This window comes from Streptomyces sp. NPDC006687, assembly GCF_040636215.1.
Classification (GTDB): Bacteria; Actinomycetota; Actinomycetes; order Streptomycetales; family Streptomycetaceae; genus Streptomyces.
On record NZ_JBEYJJ010000018.1, the window covers coordinates 69,430 to 81,686 of the forward strand.

Genomic DNA, 12,257 nt, shown 5'->3' on the forward strand with positions numbered 1-12,257 from the left:
CCACTGACAACTGGCCCTGCGTCAGGCCGCCCTGCGCCGCACCGCCATCCAGCCGCCGGCCAGCGCGACACCGGCCCACAGCGCCAGGACGCCCAGCCCGCTCCACGGCCCCAGATGACCCCCGGCCTGGCTGTGCATCACCAACTGCCCCGCCCGGTCCGGCAGGAACTCGGCCACACCGCCGGAGGCAGCGCCGACGACGAAGGACACCATCAGGACGAAGGGTATGAGCAGGCTCAGCACGAGCGCTCCGCTGCGGAGCAGAGCGGTCAGCCCAGCCGCGAACAGGGCGATCAGAGTGAGGTAGAGGCCGCTGCCCACGATGGCCCGGTAGCTGCCCCGATCGCCGAGGTGGAGGGCGTACGGACCCATGAGGGCCTGGCCGGCGACGAAGGTGAGGAAGCCGGTGACCTGGCCCACGGCCAGAGCCAGTCCGCCGATCACCGCCATCTTCGACAGGTAGAACCGGGTACGGCTCGGCACGGCCGCGAGCGAGGTGCGCAGGGCGCCGTTGTGGAACTCGGCCGACAGGGCGGTCGCACCGAAGGCCATGGCGGCGATCTGACCGAAGAGGATGCCGTAGTAGGCGGCGAAGAGGGGGTCCTCCCCCAGGGCGCCCTTCTCGGCCCGGCCTATCGCGGCGGCGGCCAGCGCCTGGATGCCGACCGTCGCGGCCAGGATAAGGATCAGCGCGGTGGAACTGCCGCGCAGGGACCGTATCTTGATCCACTCCGAGTGCAGGACGGGGCGGGTGGGCAGAGCGGTGCTCATGGCGAAGCCTCCTTCGGGGTGGGGGGTCAGCGGGTGGCGGTGAACTGGGCGTGCTCGGCGGTCAGGTCGAGGTACGCCTGCTCCAGCGAGGCCCGCTCGTCGGAAAGTTCCAGCACGGGTATCCCCGCGCCGGCGGCGAGCCGGCCGAGCCGCTCGGCCTGTATGCCCTCGACGGTCCAGCCCCCGCCGTCGGCGCCGGCCAGCTCGAACCCCTCCCGGCCCAGGGCCTCCCGGAGCCGGGCCGGCTCGGAGGTGCGCAGCCGCACCCGCGGGGCGCTGCGGGCGTCGATGAACTCCTCCATCGAGGTGTCGGCCAGCAGCCGGCCGCGCCCGAGGACCACCAGGTGGTCGGCGAAGGCCGCGGTCTCCGACATCAGGTGGCTGGAGACCAGGACCGTGCGGCCGTCCGCGGCCAGGTCGCGCAGCAGCTCGCGGATCCAGACGATGCCCTCCGGATCGAGGCCGTTGGTGGGCTCGTCCAGCAGCAGGACCTCCGGGTCGCCGAGCAGGGCCGAGGCGATGCCCAGGCGTTGGCGCATGCCGAGGGAGAAGGAGCTGATCCGCCGCCCGGCCACCGAGGCGATGCCCGCCTGCTCCATGACCGCCTGTACCCGGCTCGCCGGAATCCGGGCGGCGGCAGCGAGCATCCGCAGGTGGTCCCGCGCGGTCCGTCCCCCATGGGCCGCCTGGGCGTCCAGGAGCGCTCCGACCCGGCGCAGCGGGTCGCGGAGTTCGCGGTAGCGCTGTCCGCCGACCGTGGCCGTGCCCGAGGTCGGGCGGTCCAGGCCGAGCAGCAGACGCATCGTCGTCGACTTCCCGGCCCCGTTGGGCCCGAGGAAGCCGGTGACCCGTCCGGGCAGGACGTCGAAAGTGAGGTGGTCGATGGCCGGTGAGGGGCCGTAGACCTTGGTCAGTTCGCGGAATTCGATGCTGTTCATGGCTCAAGACTCCTCGCCGGCCGCTCCCCCTCCCTCCCCCATGCGAGGGTGCCGTCTCCCCCGTACGGGGGAGACGCCCGGTCACCAGGCGCTGCCACGATGAGGTCATGTACCGACTCCTGCGTGCCCCGTTCCAACCGGTGACCTATTCCCGCTGGTTGCATCTGTGCGTACCCGTGCTGCTGCTGGCGGTGTGGATGTTCATAGGGCCCGGCACGCCGTGGATGCCGCTGCTGATCGTGGCGCCGTTCGGCTTCGTGCCCTGGGTGCGGATGGCCGAGGGGCTCCAGGCGCGGTTCCTGCTCGCCCCGTACGAGCGGGACGGGGCCGGGGGCACGATCAGCGCGGAGCCGTCCGCGCGCTGGGGTGACCGCTGGAGGACCCTCCTGTGGCTGGAGGTCAGGATGGTTCTCTCCTCGGTCGCCCTGTTCGCCACGGTTTGGCTGCCGGTCACCAGCGTCGACCTCATCGGGTTCGCCAGCGGGTACGGGCCCCGTGGTGGACCGGAGTGGCTGCTGCCGTCCACGATCAGCCCCTGGGCCGCGGCCCTCCTGGCACCCCTGCCCCTGCTCCTGCTCCTGGTGGTCGTGGTCCTGCTCGGGGAACTGGTCACCCTGCTGGCCGGCCGGCTGCTGGGGCCGTCGGCCGCCGAGCGGCTGTCGGCGCTGGAGGCGCGTACGGAGCAGCTGCTGGAGCGCAACCGCATCGCGCGGGAGCTGCACGACTCCATCGGGCACGCGCTGACCGTCGCCGTGGTCCAGGCGGGCGCCGCCCGGGCCGCCGGGGACCCGGAGTTCACCGACCGGGCGCTGAGCGCCATCGAGGAGACGGGGCGGGCCGCGCTGGAGGACCTGGAGCGGGTGCTGCTGGTGCTGCGGGAGTCCGCGCAGCCGGCCTCGCAGCGGCCGACGCTGGCGGAGGCGGACCGGCTGCTGGAGTCGGCCCGCGCCTCGGGGGCCCCGGTGGAGGCCGAGCTCAGGGGCCCGCTGGAGAAGCTGCCCGGCCCCGTCACCCGTGAGGGGTACCGGATCCTGCAGGAGGCGCTCACGAACGTACTGCGCCACTGCGGCCCCGTTCCGGTCCGGGTGCGGGTGGCGATGGCCGGGGGTCGGCTGGAGCTGGAGGTGACGAACCCGCTGCCGGAGCTGCCCCGCGTCAGTGCGGGCGGGGGAAGCGGGCTGCGCGGGATCCGGGAGCGGGCGTCACTGCTCGGCGGCGAGGCCGAAACCGGTCCGTACGAAGGCGGTTGGAGAGTGCTCGCGCGGCTTCCGCTGGAGCGAATACGCTGATCGGATGCCGGTTACCGTACTGCTCGTCGATGACGAACCCCTGGTGCGTGCGGGTCTGCGCGCCGTCCTGGACGCCCAGCCCGACATCGAGGTGGTGGGTGAGGCCGCGGACGGGGCCTCGGTCATCCCCCTGGTCCGTCAACTGCGGCCGGACGTGGTGGCGATGGACGTGCGGATGCCGCTGCTCGACGGGATCGAGGCGACCCGGGCGGTCCTGCGGTCGGTGGACTCACCGCCGAAGATCATCGTGGTGACGACCTTCGAGAACGACGAGTACGTCTACCAGGCGCTGCGGGCGGGGGCGGACGGGTTCCTGCTGAAGCGGGCCCGGCCGGCGGAGATCGTGCACGCGGTGCGGCTGGTGGCGGAGGGGGAGACGCTGCTGTTCCCCGCGGCCGTGAGGTCCCTCGCCGCCGAGTACGGGAACCGGCAGGCCCGGGCGGTCCTGGAGCGGGCCGCGCTGACCGAGCGGGAGGAGGCGGTCCTGCGGCTGATGGCGCGGGGGCTGACCAACGTGGAGATCGCCCGGGAGCTGATCGTCGGCACGGAGACGGTCAAGTCGCATGTCAGCGCGATCCTGGGCAAGCTGGGGGCGCGTGACCGGACCCAGGCGGTGATCACGGCGTACGAGTCGGGATTCGTCTCCCCGGCCTGAGGGGGGCCGCTTCTCGCCGCCGTTCCGCAGGCGCAGTACGATCCCGCTGACAGGGCCGCTAGCTGGGAGGACACACGTTGGGGCAGCTGACCGGCGGGGATCCCTCTCTGCTCAGGCGAATCAATTCGGCCGTGGTGCTGCGCGCGCTGCGCGCGGCCGAGGCGCCGACCCTCACCGACCTCACCCGGGTGACCGGGCTCTCCCGGCCGACGGTCGAGGGGGTGGTGGAGGGTCTGATGGGCGCCGGCCTGGTCGTCGAGGCCGACGCGGAGGAAGGCGCGCGGCGGCAGGGGCGTCCGGCAAGGAGGTTCCGCTTCCGGGCGGAGGCCGGTCATCTGCTGGGGATCGAGATCGGCTCGCACCGGGTCGCGGTGCTGCTGTCGGGGCTCGACGGCCGGGTGATCGGGGCCGGTACGAAGGACGTGGCCGAGACCGCGTCGGCCGACGAGCGGCTGGAGCGGGTCCGGGCGGCGGTGGCCGATCTGCTGCGCCGGGCCGGTATCCCGCGTGACTCGCTGCGGGCGGTCGGGGTCGGCAGCCCCGGCATCGTGGAGGCCGACGGCACGGTCCGCCTCGGGACGGCCCTGCCCGGCTGGACCGGGCTGCCCCTCGGGGAGCGGTTGCGTCGCTCCTTCCGCTGCCCGGTGCGGGTGGAGAACGATGCCAACGCGGCGGCCGTCGCGGAGCACTGGAAGGGCGCGGCGCGGGACACGGACGACATCGTGTTCGTCATGGCCGGCCTCAGTCCGGGCGCGGGCTCCCTGATCGGCGGCCGGCTGCACCGGGGCTTCGGCGGGGCGGCGGGCGAGATCGGCGCGCTACACCTGCTGGGACGGGAGGCCACCCCCGAGCGGCTGCTGTCGACCACGGGCGAACCGCTGCATCCGCTGGACGAGTCGGCGGTCGCCGAGGTCTTCGCGAAGGCCAAGCGGGGCGACGGACGGGCGGTGGCCGCGGTGGACCGGTTCCTCCAGCGGCTGGTGCACGACGTGGCGGCGCTGGTGCTGGCGATGGATCCGGAGCTGGTGGTGGTCGGCGGCTGGGCGGCCGGCCTGGACGGGGTACTCGATCCCCTGCGGCGGGAGCTGGAACGTTACTGCCTGCGACCGCCCCGCGTGGCTCTGTCCCTGCTCGGCGAGGCCGCGGTGGCCACGGGGGCGCTGCGGCTCGCGCTGGACCACGTGGAACAGGAGCTGTTCGCTGTGGAGAAAACCGTCACGGCCCGCTGACCCCGTCGGCCGGGCGGCAGGGACGATCCCGCCGCGGAGGCGAGCGTCACCGCTGGCTGGTCCCCGCCGGCCCGGCGGCAGGAACTCCGGCTCTGAGGCGCGCGTCACCGCCCGCTGACCCCGTCGGACCGGCGGCAGGAGGTCCGGAGGCAGGAGGTCCGGCGCCGAGGCTAGCGTTACCACTGGCCGGCCCCGCCGGCCCGGCGGCAGGAGGGTTCCGGTTCGGAGGCGACGTCACCGTCGGCTGGGTGACAGCGGCGGTTCCGCGCGGAGGTCACCGTCACCGCCGGCCGGACGGCAGGGACGGCCCGGCATAAAGAAGACCGTCACCACCAGCTGATCCCGTCGGCCGGGCGGCACGGGCGGTCCCCGGCGCGGAGAAGACCGACGTCACCGGTTGCCCTGCCAGCCGGGCAGCTGCGGCCGTTGCGGCTGGGAGAACACCGTCACCGCCCGCTGACCCCGGCGGCCGCGCGACGGGGGCGGCTCCGGACTCGGGGTCGCTGCCGTGGCGCGGAGCGTCGGCCGGGATTCCTCCGTGCGCCGGCCGTCTCACGTGCCGGGCCGGCGGGAAGGAGCCCGCCGGACGGAAAGGGTTCCGGGGGAGGCCGGTCCAGGCACTCCCCCGCTCAGGTGCCCCCGTACGTCCGGCGGCGGGGAGTGCCCGGCCGGTCGTCAGGACGCCGCGCGGGTTTCCGTGATTTCCATGCCCGAGTCGCCGAAGGTCAGGCGGCAGGTGTCGGCGCGGTAGGTGGCCACGGAGACCGCGGCCGTCCCCTCGGCGGTGAAGTAGCGGGTGGTCACCACGAGCACCGGGGCGCCCGGCAGCCGGTCCAGCTCCTTGGCGTCGTCGGCGCGGGCGGAGCCCAGCTCGACCGAGCGGTCCTGCCCGTCGAGCGCGAGCCGCTGGAGTTCCCGCAGCACGGCGCGCGCCCGCGCGGGCCCGGCGGGGGCGTCGATGGCGGAGAGCCCGGGCACGGAGGCGGCGGGCACGTACAGCAGTTCGGCGGCGACGACCTGGCCCTGCGTGACCCGGGTCCGCCGGACGGTGTGGACGGGCAGGCCGGCATCGGTGCCCAGCAGCGCGAGGACCGCGCCGGCCGGAACGGCCTCGACCGCGTCGACGGCCTCCCAGCCGTCGGCGTCCTCACCGGGCCAGCCCTGCCCCGTACTGCCGACGGCGACGCCCACGCGCGGCGGGGCGACGGTCGTGCCGACCCCGCGGCGGCGCTGCAGGCGGCCTTCGAGTTCGAGCTGCTCCAGGGCCTGCCGCAGGGTGGCGCGGGCGACTCCGAAGCGCGCGGCGAGCTCACGCTCGTTCGGCAGGATCTCGCCGACCGCGAAGTCCCGGTCCAGCGCCTCGCTGAGCACGGTCTTCAGGTGCCAGTACTTCGGCTCCGGTACCGATTCGAGCTGCGTGGTCCCCACCCTGACTCCTCCTGCGATCGCCGCCGTCGCATCGCCGTGTCCGGCGCCGGTCTCCGCGGCAGTCACCGCGGCGGCTCCGTGCCGCAGTTCCGCGTCCTTGTTTATTAAAGGTTCCTGCACTATCCCTGCGACGATAGGACGGCGCACCACCTTGGTCAAGACCAATCCTCGTCTCCCGGCGGGGCAGATCGGGCATATGTAGCAAGACGTTCACAGGATGTTCGCGCCGCCGGGACCCCCACGGCCCCGCCCGAGCCCACGCCCGTGATCGGCTGACGGGTGTTCACCCACGGTTCGCGTGGGCGTCCCGGCCGGTCCGGTGTGCGACGGCACACTGGTCCGGCCGTCCCCCCTGCCGCCCCTGGAGCCGCACCCATGGCCTCGATGCCGCACACCCGAAGGTCCCTGCTCGGCGGATCGCTCGCCGTCCCGGTGGGCCTGGCCCTCTCCACGGCTCTCGCCACGCCCGCGCTGGCCGCCTCCCCGAGGGTCCCCGCCTTCACCCGCTCCGGCCGCCCGGCCGCCCTCTGGGGCGTCCAGTCCGGGGAGATCACCGCCCACTCGGCCACCGTCTGGACGCGCTCCGACCGGCCGGCGCGGATGTACGTCGAGACCTCCCCGAGCGAGTCGTTCCGCTACGGCGTCCGCCGCCACGGAGGTCCCTTCCTCGGCCCGGCCACCGACTTCACCGGCACCACCACCCTGCGCGACCTGCCCCCCGGCCGGCAGATCCACTACCGGGTCGTGCTCACCGACCCCGACGACCCCCGGCGGTGCAGCGAGCCGGTGCGCGGCAGCTTCCGCACCACCCCCGTCTCCCGCCGCCAGAACGTGCGCTTCCTGTGGTCGGGGGACCTCGCGGGCCAGGGCTGGGGCATCAACCCGGAGCTCGGCGGATACCGCGTCTTCGACGAGATGCGGCTGCGCGACCCCGACTTCTTCCTCTTCAGCGGCGACACGATCTACGCCGACGGCCCCCTGAAGGCCGCCGTGCCACTGCCCGACGGCCGCGTCTGGCACAACGTCACCACCGAGGAAAAGGCCAAGGTCGCCGAGACCCTCGCCGAGTTCCGCGGGAACTTCCGCTACAACCTCCTCGACCACAACCTCCGCGAGTTCTACGCCCAGGTCCCGGTCCTCGCCCAGTGGGACGACCACGAGGTGCGCAACAACTGGTACCCGGGCCAGCTGCTCGACGACCCGCGCTACGCCGTCAAGGACGTCGACACCCTCGCCGCCCGCGCCCGCCAGGCGTTCGGGGAGTACTTCCCCGTGACCGACCTGCGCGGCGGGCGGGCCGAGGGCCGGATGTACCGGGTGCTGCGGCACGGCCCGCTGCTGGACGTGTTCGTGCTCGACATGCGCACCTACCGCGACGCCAACTCCCCCGGCCGCCAGACCGAGGACCCCGTGGGCATCCTCGGGACCGAGCAACTGGCCTGGCTCAAGCGGGAGCTCTCGCGCTCCCGGGCGACCTGGAAGGTGATCGCCGCCGACATGCCGCTGGGCATCGTGGTCCCGGACGGGGCCACCGACTTCGAGGCGGTCGCCCAGGGGGACCCCGGGGCCCCGCTCGGGCGTGAACTCCAGATCGCCGACCTCCTGCGCCACATCAAGCACCAGCACATCACGGGCACCCTCTGGCTCACCGCCGACGTCCACTACACCGCCGCCAACCACTACGCCCCCGAGCGCGCGGCCTTCGCCGACTTCGCGCCGTTCTGGGAGTTCGTCTCCGGCCCCATCGGCGCGGGCGGCTTCCCGGCGGGCAGGCTGGACGCGACCTTCGGAGCGCGGACGGAATACGTCCAGTCGGCGCCCGCCGCCAACATGTCCCCGGCGGAGAACCCGCCGTACTACGGCGAGGTGGAGATCGACGGCGACAGCGGGGAGCTCACGGTGCGGCTGCGCCGCCAGGGAGGCGGCGTCCTCTTCACCCGGGTGCTCCAGCCGGGCCGTGTCGGACAGGTGTGACAGCACGCCGGACAGGTGCGTCACCACAGGGGGCCCACGGCGTCCCCCAGCGGAAACCGGCCGGAAAACCAGAAGAAACCGGAGAAACCGGCCAGAGTGACACTTAACCAGTCGGTCACAGACCGTTCGTGATCACGCAACACCCGAACGCAACAGTGGGTGCATGACTGACCGTAACCCTGCCCCGCGCGCCCCGCGTCCCCACCGCCACCACTGGCGCCGGGACCTCGTCGAACTCGCCGCGCTCTTCTGCGCCGTGGCCGTCGCCGACGGCATCGCCAACCTCGTCGCGCACGGCCCCCGCGGCCCGCTCCTGCTGGTCGTCTCGGCCGTCGCGCTCCTGGTCACGGCGGGCTTCCACACCTGGTGGGCCCGCCGTCACAGCCATGCGCCGCCGCCGCAGGCCCCGGCCCCCTCGGATCCGGCCCCGGCGGCGGCGCGGCCGGCTCCGGCGGCCACCGCACCGGCCGCCGCGGTCCTCTGGCGGATGCGGACGACCGTACGCGACGAGCCCGGCAGCCTCGCGGCGCTGTGCACGGCCCTCGCCCGCAGCGGCGTGGACATCCTCACCCTCCAGACCCACCCCCTCCCCGAGGGCGGCACCGTCGACGAGTTCCTGCTGCGCGCCCCCCAGCACCTGGCCACCCCCGAGCTGACCCGCGCCGTCGCCCAGGCCGGCGGACGCAGCACCTGGATCGAACGCGCCGACGCCCACGACCTGGTGGACACCCCCACCCGGGTCCTGGGCCTGGCCACCCGCACCGCCCTGGACGCCGCCGAACTCCCCCTCGCCCTGCGCCAGCTGCTCGGCCGCTGCACCATCCAGTCCATCCCCGCCACCACCCTCTCCGGCCGCCCCAACACCGGCGGCGACGCCCCCGTCGAGGGCGTCCTGGAGGCCACCGTCATGCGGCTGCGCGACCCCTCCGGCGGTGCGATCACCGTGGAGCGGCCCCACCTGCCCTTCACCCCCACCGAGTTCGCCCGCGCCCGGGCCCTCGTCGAGCTCGACGCCCGCCTCGGCCCCCGCGTCCCGCGCAGCCGGCACGTGCTGACCCTGCCCGAGGGCAACGAGATCACCGTGCGCCGCGCCGACGGCTCCGACCTGGCGGCCGCCCGCGCCATGCACGACCGGTGCAGCGACCGCACCCTCGCCCTGCGCTACCACGGGCCCGTCGCCGACGCCGACCGCTACCTCGGCCACCTGCTCAGCCCCCGCTTCGGCCGCACCCTGGCCGCCACCACCGCCTCCGGCCGGCTCGTCGCCCTCGGCCACCTGCTGTGGGACGGGGACGAGACGGAGGTCGCGCTGCTCATCGAGGACGACTGGCAGCGCCGGGGCATCGGTTCGGAGCTGCTGCGCCGGCTGCTCACGATGGCCGCCGAAGCCGGCTGCGACAGCGTGTACGCCGTCACCCAGGCGTCCAACACCGGCATGGTCGCCGCCATGCGCGGCCTCGGCCTGCCCCTCGACTACCAGATCGAGGAGGGCACCCTGGTGATCACGGCCAGGCTGGAGCCCTCGCGGGCCGGCCGGCGTCCGGAATCCGGACTCCGTCAGGAGAACAAGCCCGTATGGTGATGACGTAGGGGGGCCGTCGTTGCGAAGATGTGCGCATGTCAGACACCCTCCCTCGTGACAGCGACAGCGCAGCCCTCCTGCCCCGCCAGGTGGCCGATGCCTATGTCGACGAACTCATCGCCATCAACCCGATCGTGGGCACCTACCTCGGTGTGGCCGCCAGCTCCGGCAAGCTTCCGGACTTCTCCCCGGCCGGCCGCGCCGAGGCCGCCGGCCTCGCGCGCAGGACCCTGGCACGGCTCGACGAGGCCGAGCGGCTGCCCGGCGCCGCCGCCGACGTCGAGCGCCGCTGCGGCCGCCTGCTGCGCGAGCGCCTGAACGCCGAACTCGCCGTCCACGAGGCCGACGAGGACCTGCGCGCGGTCAGCAACATCCACTCCCCCGCCCACGAGGTCCGCGAGGTCTTCACCCTCACCCCGGCCGACACCGAGGAGGACTGGGCGGCCATCGCCGAGCGGCTGCGCGCCGTCCCGGCCGCCTTCGCCGGCTACCGCGAGAGCCTCGCCCTCGGCCTGGAGCGGGGGCTCCTCGGCGGTCCCCGCCCCACCGCCACCTTCATCGGCCAGCTCACCACCTGGGCCGGCGGGAACGGCCAGGACGGCGACGCCGAGCGGGACTTCTTCGGGGAGTTCGCCTCCGCCGGCCCCGACTCCCTGCGCGCCGAGCTGGACGCGGCGGCCGCCGCCGCGACCGCCGCCGTGGTGGAACTCCGCGACTGGATGCGGGACGTGTACGCCCCGGCCGTCGCCGGCGCCCCGGACCCGGTGGGCCGCGAGCGCTACGCCCGCTGGTCGCGCTACTTCAACGGCACCGACCTCGACCTGGACGAGGCGTACGCCTACGGCTGGGCCGAATACCACCGCCTGCTCGCCGAGATGAAGGCCGAATCGGCCAAGATCCTCCCGGACGAGGAGAACCCCTGGAACGTCCTGCGCCACCTGGACGAGCACGGCACGCACATCGAGGGCGTGGACGAGGTCCAGGCATGGCTCCAGGGCCTGATGGACGAGGCCATCGAGAACCTCGACGGCACCCACTTCGAGCTCGCCGAGCGGGTCAAGCGGGTCGAGTCGAAGATCGCCCCCCCGGGCGGCGCCGCGGCCCCGTACTACACCAACCCCTCCGAGGACTTCTCCCGCCCGGGCCGCACCTGGCTGCCCACCATGGGCCAGACCCGCTTCCCCGTGTACGACCTGGTCTCCACCTGGTACCACGAGGGCGTTCCGGGCCACCACCTCCAGCTGGCGCAGTGGACGCACGTGGCCGACCAGCTGTCGCGCTACCAGGCGAGCGTCGGCCTGGTCAGCGCGAACGCCGAGGGCTGGGCCCTGTACGCGGAGCGTCTGATGGACGAGCTGGGCTACCTCAAGGACGCCGAGCAGCGGCTGGGCTACCTGGACTGCCAGATGATGCGTGCCGCCCGCGTCATCGTGGACATCGGCATGCACCTGGGGCTGGAGATCCCGGCGGACTCCCCGTTCCACCCCGGCGAGCGCTGGACCGTGGAGCTGGCGCAGGAGTTCTTCGCACGGCACAGCGGGCGGCCGGCGGAGTTCATCGAGAGCGAGGTGACCCGCTACCTGTCGATGCCGGGGCAGGCGATCGGCTACAAGCTGGGCGAGCGCGCCTGGCTGCTGGGCCGGGACAACGCCCGCGCCGCGCGCGGTGATTCCTTCGACCTGAAGGCGTGGCACATGGCGGCGCTGTCGCAGGGTTCGCTGGGCCTGGACGACCTGGTGGACGAGCTCTCCCGGCTCTGACGCCTCCCCCCGTGCGGCGACGGCCGCCCGCTCCCCGCACCGGGGGCGGGCGGCCGTCGCCGTACGTACCGGCGGGGCTTCAGCAGCCGCAGTCGTCGGAGTCGGTCGGGGCGGTCAGCGGGTCGGCCTCCGGGCGCCGCTGGCTGCCCTGCCAGGTCTCGACCTCGAAGCCCTCGCGGATCCAGTACTCGATCCCGCCGAGCATCTCCTTGACCTGGAACCCGAGTTCGGCGAGGGCGAGGGCGGAGCGGGCGCCGCCGTTGCAGCCCGGGCCCCAGCAGTAGGTGACGACGGGGAGGTTCTTGTCGAGCAGCTTCCCGGCCTGTTCGGGGATCAGGGCGGTGGGCAGGTGGATCGCGCCGGGCACGTGGGCTTGGTCCCAGGAGGGGGTGGAACGGGAGTCGACCAGTTGGAAGCCGAGGTCGGCGCCCCGCTCGCGGTGCGCCGCGAAGGCGGCGGCGACGTCGGACACGTCCGCGTGGAAGGCGAGGCTCGCCGCGAAGTAGGCGGCGGCCGCGGCCGGGCTGGCCGGGGGCACCCGCAGGACGGGGTTGGCGGGGGCGGGGGCGGTCGTGTGGTTCGTCGTCATGGCTCAGAATCTACGAACCGTTGATCATCCCGGGAAGTGGGA

General features: G+C 73.9%; 10 protein-coding genes. 6 read left to right on the top strand and 4 right to left on the bottom strand.

Going from position 1 to position 12,257, the window contains the following annotated elements:
* Positions 1–21 precede the first annotated feature (21 nt).
* Together ABZ716_RS21345 and ABZ716_RS21350 are read right to left on the bottom strand one after the other, a co-directional pair.
* Positions 22–771 carry an ABC transporter permease subunit gene (locus tag ABZ716_RS21345; RefSeq protein WP_358813620.1) on the bottom strand — a complete coding sequence of 250 codons (750 nt, stop codon included), beginning with the start codon at positions 769–771 and terminating at the stop codon, positions 22–24.
* 26 nt (positions 772–797) lie between these two features.
* Positions 798–1,709 (bottom strand): ATP-binding cassette domain-containing protein, encoded by a 912-nt coding sequence (locus tag ABZ716_RS21350; RefSeq protein ID WP_358960852.1) that lies wholly within the window; start codon positions 1,707–1,709, stop codon positions 798–800.
* 107 nt (positions 1,710–1,816) lie between these two features.
* On the opposite strand from ABZ716_RS21350, the gene ABZ716_RS21355 reads away from it, so the two are divergent.
* The 3 genes from ABZ716_RS21355 (at position 1,817) to ABZ716_RS21365 (ending at position 4,882) form a co-directional block, all read left to right on the top strand.
* On the top strand, positions 1,817–2,998 hold the full coding sequence (locus ABZ716_RS21355; RefSeq protein WP_358960854.1) for a histidine kinase: 1,182 nt from the start codon (positions 1,817–1,819) through the stop codon (positions 2,996–2,998).
* 4 nt (positions 2,999–3,002) lie between these two features.
* Positions 3,003–3,653 carry a response regulator transcription factor gene (locus tag ABZ716_RS21360; RefSeq protein ID WP_355970693.1) on the top strand — a complete coding sequence of 217 codons (651 nt, stop codon included), beginning with the start codon at positions 3,003–3,005 and terminating at the stop codon, positions 3,651–3,653.
* Between the two features lie 77 nt (positions 3,654–3,730).
* A complete protein-coding gene (locus tag ABZ716_RS21365; protein ID WP_358813624.1) occupies positions 3,731–4,882 on the top strand; it encodes an ROK family transcriptional regulator in 1,152 nt (383 codons plus the stop codon).
* Between the two features lie 675 nt (positions 4,883–5,557).
* Here ABZ716_RS21365 and ABZ716_RS21370 read toward each other — a convergent pair.
* The gene (locus ABZ716_RS21370) at positions 5,558–6,310 is read right to left on the bottom strand and encodes a GntR family transcriptional regulator (RefSeq protein ID WP_351888167.1); all 753 of its coding nucleotides are present in this window, start codon (positions 6,308–6,310) and stop codon (positions 5,558–5,560) included.
* 384 nt (positions 6,311–6,694) lie between these two features.
* Here ABZ716_RS21370 and ABZ716_RS21375 point away from each other — a divergent pair, with 384 nt between their 5' ends.
* The 3 genes from ABZ716_RS21375 (at position 6,695) to ABZ716_RS21385 (ending at position 11,626) form a co-directional block, all read left to right on the top strand.
* On the top strand, positions 6,695–8,284 hold the full coding sequence (locus ABZ716_RS21375; protein ID WP_358960913.1) for an alkaline phosphatase D family protein: 1,590 nt from the start codon (positions 6,695–6,697) through the stop codon (positions 8,282–8,284).
* Between the two features lie 163 nt (positions 8,285–8,447).
* Positions 8,448–9,866 (top strand): GNAT family N-acetyltransferase, encoded by a 1,419-nt coding sequence (locus tag ABZ716_RS21380; protein ID WP_358813626.1) that lies wholly within the window; start codon positions 8,448–8,450, stop codon positions 9,864–9,866.
* Positions 9,867–9,901: 35 nt separating this feature from the next.
* The gene (locus ABZ716_RS21385) at positions 9,902–11,626 is read left to right on the top strand and encodes a DUF885 domain-containing protein (protein ID WP_358813627.1); all 1,725 of its coding nucleotides are present in this window, start codon (positions 9,902–9,904) and stop codon (positions 11,624–11,626) included.
* A gap of 79 nt (positions 11,627–11,705) precedes the next feature.
* Here ABZ716_RS21385 and ABZ716_RS21390 read toward each other — a convergent pair whose 3' ends face one another.
* Complete coding sequence (locus tag ABZ716_RS21390; protein ID WP_358813628.1) at positions 11,706–12,215, bottom strand: rhodanese-like domain-containing protein; 510 nt, start codon at positions 12,213–12,215, stop codon at positions 11,706–11,708.
* Between the last annotated feature and the right edge of the window lie 42 nt (positions 12,216–12,257).